This window comes from Mesorhizobium sp. M1A.F.Ca.IN.020.04.1.1, from assembly GCF_003997315.1.
Taxonomy (GTDB): domain Bacteria; phylum Pseudomonadota; class Alphaproteobacteria; order Rhizobiales; family Rhizobiaceae; genus Mesorhizobium.
Genome location: NZ_RZSN01000002.1, coordinates 20,947 through 37,978, shown reverse-complemented (window position 1 = coordinate 37,978; position 17,032 = coordinate 20,947). Strand labels below are relative to the sequence as shown.

The following is a 17,032-nucleotide window of genomic DNA, read 5'->3' as shown; positions in this document are numbered from 1 at the left end:
GCTCACCAGAAAGGACTTGACCAAATTGGCTCGGGCCTCCATCCGGGATGCTCGACCTTCGGGATCACGCGTTCGTCAACCGGATTGCCGACATGACCGGAAAGACCTGGACCTATGAGGATTTCGTCGAGGGCGCCTCGCTCGACCTCGGCAGCAAGAATGTAAGCGCCGCCGAGATCATCGAGTTTGCCAGCGAATTCGACGCCCAGCCGATGCATCTCGACGAGGCGGCCGGCAAGGCCAGCATCCTGGGCGGCCTTTCGGCGTCGGGCTGGCACACTTGCGCGATGTTCATGCGCATGCTGTGCGATGCCTTCCTGCTCGATTCGACCTCGCAAGGCTCACCCGGCATCGAGCATGTCAAATGGAAGAAGCCGGTTCTGGCCGGTGACCGTCTCACCGGCAAGGTCACCGTGCTTTCCAAGCGCCAGTCCAAGTCGCGGCCGCAGATCGGCCTGGTCAGCATGCGCAGCGAGCTGTTCAACCAGCGCGGCGAATGCGTCTTCGAGCTTGAGAACACCGGCATGTTTCTGACCCGCGGGGCCGTCGCGTGACCCTGGACGAGTATTTCCTCATCGGCCAAACCGTCACCCTCGGCGCGCACAAATTCGAGGCCGGCGAGATCAAGGCGTTCGCCAGGAAATACGATCCGCAAATCTTCCATGTCGACGAGGAGGCGGCGAAGAAGAGCATGCTTGGCGGTCTCTGCGCCTCCGGCTGGCACACCGCCGCCACCTGGATGAAATACAACCTCGAAAAGCGCATGGAGACCGAGGGCGTGCGTTGGACCGGTCCCGGCCCGCAGCCCGAATTCGGCCCCTCGCCCGGGTTTCGCAACCTCAAATGGTTGAAGCCGGTCTATGCCGGCGAAACCGTGACCTTCACCCGCACAGCGCTTGCCCATCGGCCCCTTGCCGGCCGCCCCGGCTGGAGCCTGCTCACGCTGCGTTCCGAAGGTTTCGACTCCAGCGGCGATAAGGTTATCGAGTTCGACAGCGCGGTGCTGGTGAAGGTGGAGTAGCGAATGGTGAATAGTGAATGGTGACCAGTGAACCATTCCCTATTCACCATTCACTATTCACCATTCAACACTGATTAATGCCCCTCGAAGCCGATCAGCGTCCTTACCGGCACGCCGAGCGCTTCCAGTTTCTGGCGCCCGCCGAGATCCGGCAGGTCGATGACGAAGCAGGCGGCGACGATGTCGGCGCCGATCTGCCTGAGCAGCTTGACGGCCGCCTCCGCCGTGCCGCCGGTGGCGATCAGATCGTCGACCAGGATCACCTTCTCGCCTTGCGAGACGCCGTCCTTGTGCATCTCCATCTCGTCCAGACCGTATTCGAGGCTGTAGGCGACGCGCACGGTCTCGTAAGGCAGCTTGCCCTTCTTGCGGATCGGGACGAAACCCGCCGAAAGCTGATGCGCCACTGCGCCGCCCAGGATGAAGCCGCGCGCCTCGATGCCGGCGATCTTGTCGATCTTCAGCCCGGCGTAAGGATGCACAAGCTCGTCGATGGCGCGGCGAAAGGCGCGAGCGTCGCCGAGCAGCGTGGTGATATCGCGAAACAGGATGCCGGGTTTGGGGTAATCCGGAATGGTGCGGATGGCCGCAAGCAGCGTGTCTTCGAGCGAGGGTTTCATGAGACGAGCTCCGCGTGTCCGGCTGTCGGATATAACGGCGTCGACGCGCCCGGCGCAACGCAACCAACAACGGCTACCGCGATGGAGCCCGGGAGACAAGCGCATCCGGCAAAGGATCGGCATCGCCTGCCTTGCTCCCGTGCCGGCGCCGCAAGCGAAAAAGGCGCCCGCTGGCGCCCTTGCAGAAACGTCGGCGACGGACGGCTCACATGCCGAGGTCGGACCGCAGCTCGGATCGCGCCACCTCGAACTCGGTCTTGAAATCGGGCCGGCTGAGCAGGACCGCGGCGATCGCGCTGCCGGAAATCTTGCCCATCTCGACATCCGACGGATAATGGATGCCGCCGACCACACGGTTATGGGCATATTCGGCCGCGCGGGCCATGATCTCGGGCCGCTTCTCCGGCACCATGTCGGACAGGATGTTGCCCATCATGGTGCCGACCCGTCGCATGGCCCGACGGCCAGGAACCGGAATTCGACAGCTCCACCGCTGGTTTGACCAGATCACTGAGCTGGTGCGGACGCGGCCGCTTCCAGACGTCCTTGGCCGGATCGGCGACCGCGCCTTCGGTAGCCACGCGGTCGAAGAAGGCGCTGAACTTCGGCAGCGTCTCCTTGCTGAATTTCGGTCCCATGACATCGGCGAAACGCCAGACATCCTCTTCGGCATCGGCGATAGCACGCTCTTCCATTTCGGGCGTTCGCGTCACTTGCAGGGTCAGCACCTCGCCGAGTTCTGCCTTGGTCTCGGCCGAATCATTGGCCGGCGGCGGCGGCAGGATCATCGTCAGGTCGATGTCCTTGTTGGTGACGAAGGGCTGGGCGTCCTCGGCGCGGACTGCCGAGGAGGCGACAAGAAGCAGCACCACGGCTGCAAGCGGCGCAAATCTTTTCATGGGGACGATCCTTTGAGGTGAGCCAACGCAGGATCGCGATGCGCAATGACAGCCATGTGACACGGCCGGATCAAAGCGGTCCCGAAATTGAAAAGGGCGCCTTTGCGGCGCCCCTCGAAAGTGTCTGACCGATCGCGGTTCAGTGCGCCACTTCGGCCCACACCTTGCGCTTGGTCAGGTAGACCAGCGCGCCGAACAGCAGCAGGAACACCAGCACGCGGAAGCCGGTCTTCTTGCGCTCTTCGAGATGCGGCTCGGCGGCCCACATCAGGAACGCCGACACGTCGCGCGAATACTGGTCGACCGTCTGCGGCGAGCCGTCGTCATAGGTCACCTGGCCGTCCGAAAGCGGTTTCGGCATCTTCAGCGACACGCCGGACAGGAAGTATGGATTGTAGTGCGTGCCTTCGGGGATGACCATGCCGGCCGGCGGCGCCTGGTCGTAGCCGGTGAGCAGCGAGTGGATGTAGTCCGGGCCGCCCTGAGCATACTGGGTGAAAATGTCGAAGATGAAACGCGGAAAGCCGCGCTCGACACCGCGCGCCTTGGCGAGCAGCGACATGTCGGGCGGAGCGGCGCCGCCATTGGCGGAGGCGGCGGCCTGTTCGTTCGGGAACGGCGACGGGAAGTGATCCGACGGCTTGCCCGGGCGGTCGAACATGTCGCCGGCATCGTTCGGGCCGTCATGGATGGTGTACTCGGCGGCAAGCGTCTTGATCTGCGCTTCCGAGTAGCCGAGGCCTTCCAGCGTGCGGAACGCCACCAAGTTCATCGAGTGGCAGGCCGAGCAGACTTCCTTGTAGACCTTCAGGCCGCGCTGCAGCTGGGCCTTGTCGTACGTGCCGAACGGCCCGGCGAAGCTCCAGCTCATTTCCTTCGGTTCATTGATCGGGAAATGCGTCGGGGCAGCCGCGTTGTGTTCCTCTTCGGCTGCGATGGCAGCGGTGCCCGCGACCACCAGGCCAAGCAGCGCCAGCGAGGTGAGAATCTTCTTCATGCCAAATCCCCTCAGATTCTCAGCCCTTGGTTTCCGGCGCGCTGACCGCGCCTGCCGGATGCCCGCCGGCTCCCTTGTTTTTCTTTTCCAGCACTGCCTCGGTGATCGAGTTCGGCAGCCGCCGCGGCGTCTCGATCAGGCCGAGCACCGGCATCACGACCAGGAAGAAGGCGAAGTAGAACAGCGTCGCCATCTGCGCCATGAACACGTATGAGCCTTCCGCCGGCTGCGAGCCCAGCCACCCGAGCAGGATGGCGTCGGCCACGAACAGCCAGAAGAACAGTTTGTACCAGGGCCGGTAGACCGCCGAGCGCACCTTGGAGGTGTCGAGCCACGGCACCAGGAACAGCATGGCGATGGCGCCGAACATGCACAGCACGCCGCCGAGCTTGGAGTTGATCGGCCCGATGTTGAAGGTGATGGCGCGCAGGATCGCGTAGAACGGCAGGAAGTACCATTCCGGAACGATGTGGGCCGGCGTCTTCAGCGGATTGGCGACCGTGTAGTTGTCCGGATGGCCGAGGTAGTTCGGCAGGTAGAAGACGAAATAGGCGAAGAAGAACAGGAACACGATCATGCCGAACGCGTCCTTGATGGTCGCATAGGGCGTGAAGGCGACGGTATCGGTCTTCGACTTGACCTCGATGCCGGTCGGGTTCGACTGGCCGACGACATGCAGCGCCCAGACGTGCAGCACGACGACGCCGGCGATCATGAACGGCAACAGGTAATGCAGGGCGAAGAAGCGGTTCAGCGTCGGATTGTCGACGGCGAAGCCGCCGAGCAGCAGTTCCTGGATCCAGTTGCCGACCAGCGGGATGGCGCTGAAGAAGCCGGTGATGACGGTGGCGCCCCAGAAGCTCATCTGTCCCCACGGCAGCACATAGCCCATGAAGCCGGTCGCCATCATCAGGAGGTAGATGATGCAGCCGAGGATCCAGAGCAGCTCGCGCGGCGCCTTGTAGGAGCCGTAGAACAGCCCGCGGAAGATGTGGATGTAGACGGCCACGAAGAAGAACGAGGCGCCGTTGGAATGGAGATAGCGCAACAGCCATCCCGAATTCACGTCGCGCATGATCTTCTCGACCGAATCGAAGGCGAGTGTGGTGTCGGACGTGTAGTGCATGGCCAGCACGATGCCGGTGAGGATCTGCGATACCAGCATGATCGACAGGATGCCGCCGAACGTCCACATGTAGTTGAGGTTGCGCGGCACCGGATAGGCAATGAAGCTGTCATAGACAAGCCGGGGAAGCGGCATACGGGCGTCGAACCAGCGTCCGAGACCCGTCTTCGGTGTGTAGGTGGAGTGTCCCTCGCTCATCGAAATATCCCCCTGCCTCAACCGATAAGGATCTTGGTATCGGAAATGAATTTAAACACCGGGATCGCCATGTTCTCCGGCGCCGGGCCTTTGCGGATGCGGCCGGCGGTATCGTACACCGAGCCGTGGCACGGGCAGAACCAGCCGCCGAAATCGCCTTCCTGGCCGAGCGGGATGCAGCCGAGATGGGTGCAGACCTGCACCATGACCATCCAGGCTTCCTTGCCGGGCGTGGTGCGGTTGGCGTCGGTCGCCGGCGCATCGGCCGGCAAGTTGGCATTGCGGGCGATCGGATCCTTGAGATCGTTGAGGCTAACCGCCGCGCCGTCCTTCATTTCCTTGTCGGTGCGGTTGCGCACCACGACCGGCTTGCCGCGCCACTTGACGACCAGCGAGCTGCCGGGCTGCAGCGAGGAGACATCGACCTCGACAGAAGCCAGCGCCAGCGTCGACGCATCCGGCTGCATCTGGTCGATGAACGGCCAGGCGACGGCCCCAGCGCCGACCACGCCGGCCATGCCGGTGGCGATGTAGAGAAAATCGCGACGGTTGGGATCGTGGATGTCGGTTGCGCTCACGGGTGCCTGATCCTTTCGCCTCTTTCCGTGCCGGCGGCCGAGCCTTGTCCCCGCTCAATCGCGCCGGCCCGACAGCGCATGGCGAACAGGCTAGCGAATTCCTCCGGCATTTGGAGGTTCGGTTTATGCGTGAAGCCCGTTTTTGTCCAGACGCGTGGAGGCACAAGGGCACATTGTCGCGGGCACATGCCGCGGCCCGCGCAACGGCTTGATGATCGGGCCGCCGAACAGCGCTAAATAGCACTAACTTCAGCGGTAAATCGGAGCTCCGCTTGCCTCGACAGCGACCGCCGGCCCGGTCTATTGTCGAGCCATGGCGCATGTCATCGACCGCGACAAATGGGCGAGCACGCCCGACCGTTGGCAAGGCCAGCTGCAATGCGGCGCATTTGGCTCCAACTCCTGCCTGATCTTCAATTATCAACCCGAGATCGGCGGCGGCCCGCGTCTGCATAAGCATCCTTACGCGGAGATCTTCGTCATCCGTTCCGGCACCGGCCTGTTCACGGTCGGCGATCGGCAGATAACGGCCACCGCAGGCCAAATTCTGATCGTGCCGGCCGACACGCCGCACAAATTCACCAATCTCGGCCCCGGTCCGCTCGAGACCACCGACATCCACGAGAACGGCAGCTTCATCACCGAATGGCTGGAGTGATGCGGCTTATTCGAGAGACAGGCCCTGTCCGCGGACCGATTCCCGCCTAGTTCTGTCGGTCGGAGCGATCGGACAGGTGAAGGCCGGGCGGATGGAAACTTCCAGCATCGAGGTTGAAGGACTGACCATTGCGATCCGCGAAGCCGGACCACGGGATGCGCCCGGCCTCGTGCTGCTCCACGGCTGGCCTCAAAGTTCCCATGCCTTCGAGAACGTGATCGGTCGGCTGGCCACCGATCAGCGCGTGATCGCGCCGGACCTGCCGGGTATAGGCGGCTCGCAAGGCACGCGCAAAACCGGTGAGAAAGCCCATCTGGCCAGGGTGATAGCGGCCTTGATTGACGCCTGCGGCCTGCGACAGGTCATAGTGGCCGGCCATGACGTCGGCGGCCAGATCGTCTTCGCGCTTTTGCGCAACCATCCGGAAATCCTCTCCGCCGCCGCGATCATGGATGTTGTCGTTCCGGGCGTGGCGCCGTGGGACAAGGTCATCCGCAATCCAAACCTCTGGCATTTCGCGTTCCACGCGGTTCCTGCTCTCCCGGAACTGCTGGTTGGGGGTCACGAGCGCGCCTATTTCGACTTCTTCTTCGACACCCTTTCGAAGGAGAAATCCGCCATCCCGGCCGAAGCAAGAGACATCTACGCCAAGGCCTATTCGCGGCCGGAAAGCCTCAAGGCCGGCTTCGACTGGTACCGCGCCTTTTCCGAGGACGCCAAGGCCAATGCCGTTCCGCCGGCAAGCCCGATCGATACGCCGGTGCTCTGCCTCAGGGGCGCTGCCGAGACCGGCGAGATCAGCGATTACCTCAATGGCTTGAAGGCCGCCGGCCTCTCCAATGTCGAGGGCGACATCATCCCCGATAGCGGGCACTTCGTCGCCGATGAGAATCCCGGAGCGCTCGCCTTGCGCCTCGCGCGCTTTCGGAAGGAAGTCAGCGCTTAGCTGGCGCCGAGCCTGACCAGCACCGCCCGCGGGATGTCGTATTCGCGGATCACGGCGTCGTGCTTGCGCAGCCCGCAGAGTTCGCGCTGGATGAAATAGGCGTGGACGGCTTCTGCCGCTTCTTTCAGCAGCCGGTTGCGATCCCCGCCTTCCCCATTTTCGCGCAGCTTCGCCAAGGCCTCTTCGACGCGCTGGCCGGCGCGACCGAGGGCGGCGGCCTTCTCGGCGAGTATTTCGTGGCCGAGCAGATCGAGAGCGCTCTCCTGCGCGCCTGACCGTCCGAAATTGCTGGGCATTCTGATCGACATGGCTGCGTTTCTACTCCGCCGGGCGCGTCTCTTCCAGCGCGCTTTCCTCATTGAAGAGGAAGCCGCCGGACTGCCGTTTCCAGAGCCGCGCATAAAGACCGTCCAGCGCCACCAGCTCATCATGCGTGCCTTCTTCGACGATGCGGCCGCCGTCGAGCACGATCAGCCGGTCGAGCGCTGCGATGGTGGAAAGCCGGTGGGCGATGGCGATGACGGTCTTGTTCTCCATCAGCCTTGCCAGGTTTTCCTGGATCGCCGCCTCGATGTCGGAATCGAGTGCCGAGGTCGCCTCGTCAAGGATGAGGATCGGCGCATCCTTGAGGAAGAGGCGGGCGATCGCCACGCGCTGACGCTGGCCGCCGGAGAGCTTGACGCCGCGCTCGCCGACATAGGCTTCGTAGCCAAGGCGCTCGCGATTGTCGCGCAGCCCCATGATGAAGTCATGCGCCTCGGCTTTGCGCGCCGCGGCGATCACCTCAGCGTCGGTAGCGTCCGGCATGCCGAGCTTGATGTTGTCGCGCAGCGAGCGGTGGAACAGCGCCGTGTCCTGGCTGACCACGCCGATATTGGCGCGCAGCGAATTCTGCGTCACACGGGCGATATCCTGGCCGTCGATCAGGATCCTGCCGCCCTCGAGGTCGTAGAGGCGCAGGATGAGATTGGCCAGCGTCGTCTTGCCGGCGCCGGACGGACCGACAAGCCCGACCTTCTCGCCTGGACGCACGACGAGGTCGATGCCCTCGAGGACCCCTGCCCCTTTCCCGTAGTGGAAGGTGACGTCCTTGAGGTCGATGCGGCCACCCGCAACCACCAGCTCCTTGGCATCCGGGGCGTCGGTCAGGCCGAGCGACTGCGAGATCAGCGCCTTGGAATTTTCCAGCACGCCGAGATTCCTGAGGATACTGTTGAGCTGCATCATCAGCCGTCCCAGCAGCATGTTGAGCCTCAGCACAAGCGAGAGCGTGAAGGCGACGGCGCCGACGGTGATCGAGCCTTCCACCCACAGATAGACTGCAAAGGCGGCGATCGCCGTGATCATGATGCCGGAAAGCGTCGTCAGCGCCACGCGCACACCGGTCAGCCGCCGCGTGAAGGGCCGCAGCGCATCGAGATAGATGTCGAAGCCGTTGCGGATGTAGCGGTCGTCGCCGTCGGCCGCGAACAGCTTCAGCGTCTGCACATTGGAATAGGAATCGACGAAGCGGCCGGTGATCATCGAGCCGGCCTCGGCGGTCGCCTCGGCATGCTTGCGGATTGCCGGCAAATGGAGCCTGGCCAGCCAGCCAAAGGCGACGATCCAGATCACCACCAGCGCCGCCAGCCTGAGGTCGAGGCCGGCGACCAGCGCCAGCGTCGTCACCGTGTAGACGATCATGAACCAGACGACTTCGATGAAGCTTTCCATGAGGTCGCCAGTGGCCTGCCCCGCCTGCCAGACCTTCGTGGCGATACGCCCGGCGAAGTCGTTTTGGAAGAAGGCGTAGGACTGGCGCGAGACATGCCGGTGCGCCTGCCAGCGCACCAGGCTGTAGAAGCCCGGCGTGATCGTCTGCTCGTCGACCAGCGCCGAAAGGCCGACCACCAGCGTGCGGATGATCAGCACCACCGCGCCCATGAACAGCAGCTCTGGCCCGGCGGCGGCCCACAGCGCGTGCCAGCTGCGTTCGCCGGGAAGCTGGTCGAGGATATCGACCAGCCGTCCGACGAAATAGAACAGCCCGGCCTCGACCAGCGGCGCGATGCCGCCGATGATCAGCATGGCGAAGAAAGCGAGCTTCGCTTGCCCGACATAGTGCCAGAGGAAGCCGCCGACGCTGGCAGGCGGACGAAGATTCGCCGGCTCGCGGAACGGGTAGACCCAGCTTTCGAACCAGCGATAGACGGCCTTCATCATTCCGCGGCTTCACCTTTCGTCGGCAGATCGTCGGCCGCCTGCTTTTCCTCGAGCAGGAAGCCGCCCGACTGGCGCCGCCAGAGTTGGGCATAGAGCCCGCCTTTGGCGATCAACGCTTCATGCGAGCCGTCCTCGACGATGCGGCCCTTGTCCATGACGACGAGCCGATCCATTGCCGCGATGGTCGACAGACGGTGGGCGATGGCGATGACCGTCTTGCCCTGCATGAGCTTGTAGAGGTTCTCCTGGATAGCGGCCTCCACCTCCGAATCGAGCGCAGACGTAGCTTCGTCGAGAATGAGGATCGGCGCGTCCTTCAGCATAACGCGGGCAATGGCGATGCGTTGCCGCTGGCCGCCGGACAGCTTCACGCCGCGCTCGCCGACGAGCGCCTCATAGCCGCTTTGTCCATGCGGATCGGTCAGTCCCGCGATCACATCGTCGATCTGCGCGGCCTTGGCGGCGCTGAACATCGCCTCGTCGCTGGCGGACTGGCGTCCATATTTGAGGTTCTCGCGGACGGATCGATGCAAGAGCGACGTATCCTGATTGACGAAGCCGATCGCCGCGCGAACGCTTTCCTGCGAGACGTTGCGGATGTCCTGTCCGTCGATCAGCACCTTGCCGTCCTGCACGTCGAACAGCCGCAGGACGAGATTGACCAGCGTCGACTTGCCGGCCCCGGAACGGCCGATCAGGCCCACCCGCTCGCCCGGCGCGATCTTCAGCGACAGATTGTCGATGACGCCGCCTTTGCCGTCCTTGCGCCAATAGTTGAAGTTCACCTGCTCGAACTCGATGCCGCCGGCTTTGACCACGAGGGCCGGCGCGTCCGGCTGGTCCTGCATTGTGATGGGGCGCGCGATCGTCGTCATCGAATTGCTGGCGACGCCGATCTGCCGGAAGACGTTGGCGCCGACATCGAGGATCCTGCCGGAGATGTTGGCGATCTGCAGCGCGAACGGTATCGCCGTCGCCACGGCCGCCGTGGTCATGGCGCCGGTGTTCCAGCCGGCCAGCGCCAACCAGCTTATGGCGATAAGCAGCGCAGCGTTGAGGACGAACAGGGCCGACCACATCAGTGTGAAAACGCGCATCAGCTGGTAAAACGTGTCGGCGTGCTCGACGACGGCTTGCGAGACATATTTGTTTTCGTGCTCGCCGGTCGAGAATGTCTTGAGCGTCAGGATATTCGTGTAGCTGTCGACCATGCGGCCGCTCACCTGCGACCACCGCTCCGACAGTTGGGACGAGCGCTGGGTGATCCTCGGCATCGCAAACCAGAAGATCATGCAATAGAACACCAGCCAGGCCGCCACCACAGCCAGAAGAAGCGGGTCGAGCCGCGCCAGCACAACGATGGCGACCGCGACGAAGACCAGCGCGTACCAGACGGCATCGACGGTGAGATTGACGCTCATCTCCACCGAGTCGCCGCTTTGCATGACCTTCGTTCCGATGCGGCCGGCGAAGTCGTTCTGGAAGAATGACCAGTCCTGACGCACGACATGCCAATGGCTTCGCCAGCGGATGAGGTCGATGAGGTTCGGCGCGATGGCGTGATTGCGGATAAGCGCGTCGATAACCATGGACAGCGGACGCAGCAGCACGACGATCGCCATCATGACGAGCAGCGGCCCATGCGCGGCGAAGAAATCGCCCGGCCTGGTGTTGGAGAGCAGGCCCACGATCAGGCCGACGAAAATCGGCAGCATCGCGTCCACTATTGCCGCGACGGCAACGATGATCATGCGCAGCCAATAGGCGGCGCGAAACTGTCTTATGAAATACCAGTAGAACCGCCAAAGTCCCATTGGCGGCTGCCTGTCTTCGGCCAGCGCCACCGGCGAATAATGGCTTTCGAACCAGGTGAAGATGCGGTCGAACATTTTTCTCTCGTAGATGCCGGAACCCCGCCGGCACCCGATTTGGTCGCGGGCAGGCCTCTGACGGGTCGTGGTTACGCCCGGGAGCGATTCCCCGCAATTGCCGTAACCTTGATGCCAATCGCGATCGCGTTACTCCGCCGCCATCTCGGAGTGAGACCCTTTGGCATCGGACTCAGCCGGCGCATCATCGAGGAGGAACCCACCCGACTGGCGCTGCCAGAGCTGGGCATAAAGGCCGCCCTTGGTGACAAGCTCTTCGTGCGAGCCTTCCTCGATGATGCGCCCCTTGTCCATGACGACGAGCCTGTCCATCGCAGCGATGGTCGACAGCCGATGCGCGATGGCGATCACGGTCTTGCCTTGCATCAGCTTGTAGAGGTTCTCCTGGATCGCCGCCTCGGCTTCCGAATCGAGCGCCGACGTCGCCTCGTCGAGGATGAGGATCGGTGCGTCCTTCAGCATGACGCGGGCAATGGCGATGCGCTGCCGCTGACCGCCGGACAATTTGACGCCGCGGTCGCCGACATGTGCATCGAATCCCTTGCGGCCGTTATGGTCCGAAAGCGCGCCGATGAAATCGAGCGCCTCCGCCCGCCGGGCCGCCTCGATCAGCATCTCGTCGGTGGCGTCAGGGCGCCCGTAGAGGATATTCTCCCGCACCGACCGATGCAGCAGCGAGGTGTCCTGCGTCACCATGCCGATCTGCGCGCGCAACGAATCCTGCGTTACCCCGGCGATCTCCTGGCCATCGATGAGGATCCTGCCGCTTTCCAGGTCGTAAAAACGCAGCAAAAGGTTGACTAGCGTCGACTTGCCGGCGCCGGAGCGGCCGACGATGCCGACCTTCTCGCCGGGTTTCACAGTGAGCGACAGGTTCTCGATGACGCCCTTCTGCTTGCCGTAGTGGAAGCGGATCTCCTCGAAACGGATCTCGCCCTGACTGACGGCGATGTCGCTGGCGCCCGGGCGGTCCTCGACCAGCCGCGGCAGCGAGATCGACTGGATGCCGTCTTGCACCGTGCCGATATTCTCGAACAGGCTCGACATCTCCCACATGATCCACTGCGACATGCCCCACATCCTGAGCACCAGGCCGATAACCACGGCGACTGCGCCGATCGTCACCGCCTCGCCCAGCCATAGCCACAGCGAGATCGCCGTCACGGAAAACAGAAGCAGCGAATTCAGGATGTAGAGCATCCCATATAACTGCGTCACCAGCCGCATCGAGCGGTAGACCGTATCGAGGAAGCTCGCCATGCCCTCCCTGGCGAAAGTTGCCTCGCGGCGGGCATGCGAAAACAGCTTCACCGTCTGGATGTTGGTGTAGCTGTCGACGACGCGGCCGGTCATGGTCGAGCGCGCATTGGCCTGCTCCTCGCCGACCTTGCCGAGCTTTGGGATGAAAAAGCGCAAGAGCCCGATATAGCCGACCAGCCATACACCCAAGGGCACAGCCAGTCGCAAGTCTGCCGAGCCGACGATGAACAGCATGCTGAGGAAGTAGACGACGACATAGTTTAGGACATCGATCAGCTTGATGACGCATTCGCGCACGGCAAGAGCGGTCTGCATCAGCTTGGTGGCGATACGGCCGGCAAACTCGTCCTGGTAGAAGGCCATCGACTGCTTGAGCAGGTAGCGATGCACCTGCCAGCGGATGCGCATGGGATAATTGCCCATCAGCGTCTGCTGGTTGAGCAGCGAATGCAGCCATACCGTGCCCGGCAGCGCGAACAGCACGATGAAGGCCATGCCGGCGAGTTTCCAGCGCTCCGTCTCAAGGAAGGTTTCGCGGTTCTGCGCCGACAGCCAGTCGACGATGCGGCCCATGAAACCGAACATCCACGCTTCGGCAAGGGCTATCGCTGCCACAAGCACGGCATCGACGAGGATATAGGGCCAGGCCCCGCGCGTGTAATGCACGCAGAAGGCGACCAGCGTCTTCGGCGGCTCGACCGGCTCCGCGGCGGGAAACGGATCGAGCCTCTTCTCAAACCAGCGGAACATTCGAGGCACTCGACGATTTGTGCGCTCACGCGGCGCGGGGTTGATTGGTAAGGCCGTCCGGCCGCACGGCGCCGCGGGCCGGCGATACGGAATTGTCCGTATCGCCGGCCCTGCTTCGCGCAATATAGGGTGTCGCGGGCTTTTCGCCGACAGGCTTGCCAGAGGATCCTGACGACAAGCTGTCGCCAGCCCTGGTTTTGCCCGGTCGGACCATGCGGATGATCCGGCGCACCAGCGAGGGTCGACCGGGATCGGGCACCGCGCGCGAGAAGTCGACGTCCGGCAGCATGCCGCGATGCGGACGCCGGCGCGTCTCGGCGTGCACCGCCGACGAGTAAGTCTCGCCGATCAGCAGCGCCCAGGTCGCCACCTTGCGCTCATGCAAGCTTCTTGAACCCGGTATTTTAAAGGGATCGAACATCGGTCCGTCCTCCATGTGCAAATGCGTTAAAAAGGGTGATGCGAGCTCGACCTCCGGCATTCGGCCGGAGGGACGCGACGCAGTCAGGACATGACGGCAAGCGTCAGTCCCGACCTGACGGCCAGCGTCGGTGTCGACACGTTCAGGCGGGGCGGGGCGCCGCTTTGGCAGTTTGAGAAACATCGCAAGATTCCTTCGAAGGCCGAAAACTGGGTTCGGCGGGAATCGGTGCGATGAGGTCTAAAAGTGTCAGAAGAATCGTCGTACCGAAACCGCCGTTGGGCATACGTGGGCCCCAAAGAGGAGCTGCCCGGAGAAGGGCTGGAAGTGCATGGTCATCATGTGGTCCCTCTCCTTCGGTTCGGGTTGACGATGATGGGCGTATACTCGACTTCGCAGAAAATGGCCACCCGCCAGTCTAGAAATCGCCAAAAGCCGGAGCCGCCTGTGGCCGTTCTGCCACTTATTAGAAGGATGCGGAAATGAACGACCGTCTCCGCATCGGGCTCTACCAACCGGATATCGCCGGCAATACCGGGACGATCCTGCGCTTCGCCGCCTGCCTTGATCTTGGCGTCGACATCATCGAGCCGGCCGGTTTCCCGCTCTCCGATCGGGCGCTGAAACGCGCCGGCATGGACTATCTCGAAATGGCGGCGCTTGCCCGCCATGCCGACTGGCACGCCTTCGAGGAATGGCGCCGAACGAACGCGCGCCGCCTTGTGCTGCTCACCACCAAGGCCGAGACCGCCTACACGCGGTTTGCTTTCGCCGCCGGCGACGTCCTTCTGTTCGGCCGCGAATCCGCCGGCGTGCCGGAAGAGGTTCATCAGGCGGCGGATGCGCGACTGACCATTCCGATGCGGCCGGGCGCCCGCAGCATCAATGTCGCGCTGTCCGTCGCGATGGTCGCGGGCGAAGCGGTCCGCCAGCTCGGATAGGCTGCTCAAGCCCTGCTCGTCGTCGCGAACGCCTCCCACTTGCGGCGTCAGTCTCACCCAGGCGCACATCGCCTTCTCCTCAATTTGCCTTGTCAGGCTTTCCTCGCTACAAGCTCAACCTAACTTGAGGTCAAGCGGAAAGTGCGAGACGGCTCCGGTGAAGGAATTGACGGTCGGCCAGGTGGCGATGCGCAGTGGCGTCGCGGTCTCGGCGCTCCATTTTTACGAAGCGCGCGGGCTGATCCGCAGCCATCGCACCGCGGGTAACCAACGGCGCTACGGCCGCGACGTGCTGCGACGGGTGGCGATCATCCGCGTCGCCCAGGAGGTCGGCATCTCGCTCGCCGAAATCGGCGCGGCATTCCACTCCCTGCCCGAGGGCCGCACCCCGACGCGCGAGGATTGGAATCTGCTTTCAACGGCTTGGCGCGACGGCCTCGATCATAAGATCGCCCAATTGAAGAAGCTGCGCGACGGCCTGACCGACTGCATCGGCTGCGGTTGCATGTCGATCGACAAATGCCCGCTTCGGAACAAGGAAGACCGACTGGCCAGAGAGGGAACTGGAGCGAGACGGCTACTGGTGCCCTGAGGATTTTTCAATCTGCCGCCGGCAGCCGTCGCATGGTGAATTCGATGACGTCGCCCGGGCGCTCGAACCAGCTTTCGATCTCGGTCCAATAGGCCTGCTTGGGAAAGCGCTCGAACCATTCCTTGGCTTTGAGGCGCGCGGCCGGCCGCGGCAGCACGAAAGTCTCGCGCAAAAATCCGTCGCGCGGCTCTCTTTCGCGCTCGGCCCGTGAGCGCTCCAGCCTCTTCTTCAAGCCATCCAGCGGCGGTCTTGCCGGGGTGCGCACGAGCAAACTCCTTGCACCTTGGTCAGACGGGACTTGACCCTTGCCCTTAAGAGATTAGGGATCGCGCGCAGAAAAAACGAGTCATTTGTCGGGCAAGCAGCCTGGACTGGAGACGGAATTGGAACGACCCGACATTGCGGTGGGCCTGCCTGACGACATCGAGCAGAAGAAGATGAAGGCCCGCCTCTGGTTCGAAGCGCTGCGCGAGCGCATCTGCGCCGCCTTCGAGCAGATCGAGCAGGAACTCACTGGACCGCAATCGGCATGGTCGCCCGGGCATTTCGAGCAGACGCCGTGGGAGCGCGACGACGGCAAAGGTGGCGGCGGCACCATGTCGATGATGCGCGGCCGCGTCTTCGAGAAGGTCGGCGTGCATACCTCGACCGTCCACGGCGAATTCTCTCCCGAATTCCGCAAGCAGATCCCGGGCGCCGACGAGGATCCGCGCTTCTGGGCGAGCGGCGTTTCGCTGATCGCGCACCCCTGGAACCCCAACGTTCCGGCCGTGCATATGAACACACGCATGGTCGTGACCACCCGCCACTGGTTCGGCGGCGGCGCCGACCTGACGCCGGTGCTCGACCGCCGCCGTACCCAGGACGATCCCGACACGATCGCCTTCCACCGCGCCATGCAGTTCGCCTGCGAGAAGAACGCCGGGGTGGCCGACTATCCGAAATTCAAGGCGTGGTGCGACGAGTACTTCTTCCTGCCGCATCGCAACGAGGCGCGAGGAATCGGCGGCATCTTTTTCGACTGGCTGCATTCCGATGAGGGCAAGGGCGGCTGGGACGCCGATTTCAATTTCGTCCAGGATGTCGGCCGCTCTTTCCTCGTCGTCTATTCCCATCTGGTGCGGGGCAATTTCAACCAGAACTGGACCGACGGCGACCGCGAGGAACAGCTCGTCCGGCGCGGCCGTTACGTCGAATTCAATTTGCTTCACGATCGCGGCACCATCTTCGGCCTGAAAACCGGCGGCAATGTCGCCTCGATCCTCTCCAGCCTGCCGCCCGAGGTAAAGTGGCCGTAAAAATCCGGTGAGCGGAAGGCCAGCCGCATTGCTGTCCCATTCGCCGAATTTTGACCGGCAATGTGGCAGGAGCGATTTCTTTTTCGTCTAATATCCTTTTGAAAAAATTGATCTATTTAACGTGCCGGGTCGGGAAGCGCCGGCGGCTCGTCACTGCTACGAGCCGCGACCCGACGCGTCCGGACGGCCCTGATCGAGCGGAGTGCCTTCCCAATGGTGCCCGCATCCCAGGAAAACATCCTATGCGCAAGCTTATTGTGACGGCGGCAACCGCCGCCTTTCTCGCCTCCGGTGGCGCCGCGTTCGCCGCGGTAAAGCACACCACGGGAACAGTGAAGAGCTTTGATGGAACGGCCATGAGCCTTGTTCTGGACAACGGATCGACCTTCACGCTGTCCAAGGCCTTCAAGGATCCGGGCATAAAGCCGGGCGAGAAGGTTCGCGTTTCCTGGGATATGAGCGGCAAGAACAAGATTGCCGAGGCTGTCAAAATCATGAAGTGACGGCCTGCACGGCCAGCAATTGCAGAAACGTTGAAGCGGTTTCCGCTGGAATTGCGTCAAAACAAAAAGACAGTGCGGTTCATCGTTTCACGGAAACCAGGTGGCAACGGGCGGAGCAGCAATGCTCCGCCTT

Annotated in this window: 20 protein-coding genes; 8 read left to right on the top strand and 12 right to left on the bottom strand. The window is 63.1% G+C overall.

Features of this window, described 5'->3' with window-relative positions; translation table 11 throughout:
• Nucleotides 1-92: 92 nt before the first annotated feature.
• Nucleotides 93-554 (top strand): MaoC family dehydratase, encoded by a 462-nt coding sequence (locus tag EOA49_RS01220; RefSeq protein ID WP_127240823.1) that lies wholly within the window; start codon nt 93-95, stop codon nt 552-554.
• Nucleotides 551-1,021 carry a MaoC family dehydratase gene (locus tag EOA49_RS01215; protein WP_127240822.1) on the top strand — a complete coding sequence of 157 codons (471 nt, stop codon included), beginning with the start codon at nt 551-553 and terminating at the stop codon, nt 1,019-1,021. The genes EOA49_RS01220 and EOA49_RS01215 overlap by 4 nt, the downstream gene beginning before the upstream one ends.
• Before the next feature lie 74 nt (nt 1,022-1,095).
• On the opposite strand, the gene EOA49_RS01210 is transcribed toward EOA49_RS01215, so the two are convergent.
• The 6 genes from EOA49_RS01210 to petA all read right to left on the bottom strand — a co-directional run bounded on the left by EOA49_RS01210 (nt 1,096) and on the right by petA (nt 5,439).
• Nucleotides 1,096-1,641 carry an adenine phosphoribosyltransferase gene (locus EOA49_RS01210; protein ID WP_066994354.1) on the bottom strand — a complete coding sequence of 182 codons (546 nt, stop codon included), beginning with the start codon at nt 1,639-1,641 and terminating at the stop codon, nt 1,096-1,098.
• 205 nt (nt 1,642-1,846) lie between these two features.
• A complete protein-coding gene (locus EOA49_RS33265) occupies nt 1,847-2,026 on the bottom strand; it encodes a hypothetical protein (protein WP_245460474.1) in 180 nt (59 codons plus the stop codon).
• Nucleotides 1,998-2,540: a hypothetical protein gene (locus EOA49_RS01205; protein WP_245460472.1), complete on the bottom strand. Its 543-nt coding sequence runs from the start codon at nt 2,538-2,540 to the stop codon at nt 1,998-2,000. Before EOA49_RS01205 ends, EOA49_RS33265 begins: the two co-directional genes overlap by 29 nt.
• 139 nt (nt 2,541-2,679) lie before the next feature.
• On the bottom strand, nt 2,680-3,537 hold the full coding sequence (locus EOA49_RS01200) for a cytochrome c1 (protein ID WP_095823271.1): 858 nt from the start codon (nt 3,535-3,537) through the stop codon (nt 2,680-2,682).
• Between the two features lie 19 nt (nt 3,538-3,556).
• Nucleotides 3,557-4,861, bottom strand: coding sequence for a cytochrome b N-terminal domain-containing protein (locus EOA49_RS01195; RefSeq protein WP_066994345.1), 1,305 nt, complete (start codon nt 4,859-4,861; stop codon nt 3,557-3,559).
• A gap of 17 nt (nt 4,862-4,878) precedes the next feature.
• Nucleotides 4,879-5,439 (bottom strand): ubiquinol-cytochrome c reductase iron-sulfur subunit, encoded by a 561-nt coding sequence (gene petA / locus EOA49_RS01190; protein ID WP_066994342.1) that lies wholly within the window; start codon nt 5,437-5,439, stop codon nt 4,879-4,881.
• A gap of 313 nt (nt 5,440-5,752) precedes the next feature.
• Between petA and EOA49_RS01185 the strand changes: the two genes are divergently transcribed.
• Both EOA49_RS01185 and EOA49_RS01180 read left to right on the top strand, forming a co-directional pair.
• Nucleotides 5,753-6,097, top strand: a complete 345-nt coding sequence (locus EOA49_RS01185; protein ID WP_127241225.1) for a cupin domain-containing protein — start codon at nt 5,753-5,755, stop codon at nt 6,095-6,097.
• Between the two features lie 91 nt (nt 6,098-6,188).
• Nucleotides 6,189-7,043, top strand: a complete 855-nt coding sequence (locus EOA49_RS01180) for an alpha/beta hydrolase (protein WP_095777297.1) — start codon at nt 6,189-6,191, stop codon at nt 7,041-7,043.
• Here the strand turns inward: EOA49_RS01180 and EOA49_RS01175 are convergent.
• The 5 genes from EOA49_RS01175 to EOA49_RS01155 form a co-directional block, all read right to left on the bottom strand.
• Nucleotides 7,040-7,351 (bottom strand): DUF6665 family protein, encoded by a 312-nt coding sequence (locus EOA49_RS01175; RefSeq protein ID WP_067326547.1) that lies wholly within the window; start codon nt 7,349-7,351, stop codon nt 7,040-7,042. The two genes, EOA49_RS01180 and EOA49_RS01175, sit on opposite strands and share 4 nt — an antisense overlap.
• Before the next feature lie 10 nt (nt 7,352-7,361).
• Complete coding sequence (locus EOA49_RS01170) at nt 7,362-9,245, bottom strand: ABC transporter ATP-binding protein (protein ID WP_127241224.1); 1,884 nt, start codon at nt 9,243-9,245, stop codon at nt 7,362-7,364.
• Complete coding sequence (locus tag EOA49_RS01165) at nt 9,242-11,134, bottom strand: ABC transporter ATP-binding protein (RefSeq protein ID WP_127241223.1); 1,893 nt, start codon at nt 11,132-11,134, stop codon at nt 9,242-9,244. The genes EOA49_RS01170 and EOA49_RS01165 overlap by 4 nt, the downstream gene beginning before the upstream one ends.
• 129 nt (nt 11,135-11,263) lie before the next feature.
• Nucleotides 11,264-13,144 (bottom strand): ABC transporter ATP-binding protein, encoded by a 1,881-nt coding sequence (locus tag EOA49_RS01160; protein WP_067326540.1) that lies wholly within the window; start codon nt 13,142-13,144, stop codon nt 11,264-11,266.
• Between the two features lie 25 nt (nt 13,145-13,169).
• Nucleotides 13,170-13,565: a hypothetical protein gene (locus EOA49_RS01155; protein WP_127241222.1), complete on the bottom strand. Its 396-nt coding sequence runs from the start codon at nt 13,563-13,565 to the stop codon at nt 13,170-13,172.
• Between the two features lie 482 nt (nt 13,566-14,047).
• Between EOA49_RS01155 and EOA49_RS01150 the strand changes: the two genes are divergently transcribed.
• A complete protein-coding gene (locus EOA49_RS01150; protein ID WP_127240241.1) occupies nt 14,048-14,506 on the top strand; it encodes a tRNA (cytidine(34)-2'-O)-methyltransferase in 459 nt (152 codons plus the stop codon).
• Between the two features lie 157 nt (nt 14,507-14,663).
• Nucleotides 14,664-15,098, top strand: a complete 435-nt coding sequence (gene soxR, locus EOA49_RS01145) for a redox-sensitive transcriptional activator SoxR (protein ID WP_281008786.1) — start codon at nt 14,664-14,666, stop codon at nt 15,096-15,098.
• Between the two features lie 7 nt (nt 15,099-15,105).
• Here the strand turns inward: soxR and EOA49_RS01140 are convergent, their stop codons facing one another.
• Complete coding sequence (locus tag EOA49_RS01140) at nt 15,106-15,363, bottom strand: hypothetical protein (RefSeq protein ID WP_066994316.1); 258 nt, start codon at nt 15,361-15,363, stop codon at nt 15,106-15,108.
• A 118-nt stretch (nt 15,364-15,481) separates the two neighbouring features.
• Here EOA49_RS01140 and hemF point away from each other — a divergent pair, with 118 nt between their 5' ends.
• Together hemF and EOA49_RS33260 are read left to right on the top strand one after the other, a co-directional pair.
• Complete coding sequence (gene hemF / locus EOA49_RS01135) at nt 15,482-16,396, top strand: oxygen-dependent coproporphyrinogen oxidase (RefSeq protein ID WP_127240239.1); 915 nt, start codon at nt 15,482-15,484, stop codon at nt 16,394-16,396.
• 50 nt (nt 16,397-16,446) lie between these two features.
• A complete protein-coding gene (locus EOA49_RS33260; RefSeq protein ID WP_245460469.1) occupies nt 16,447-16,899 on the top strand; it encodes a DUF1344 domain-containing protein in 453 nt (150 codons plus the stop codon).
• Nucleotides 16,900-17,032 lie beyond the last annotated feature (133 nt).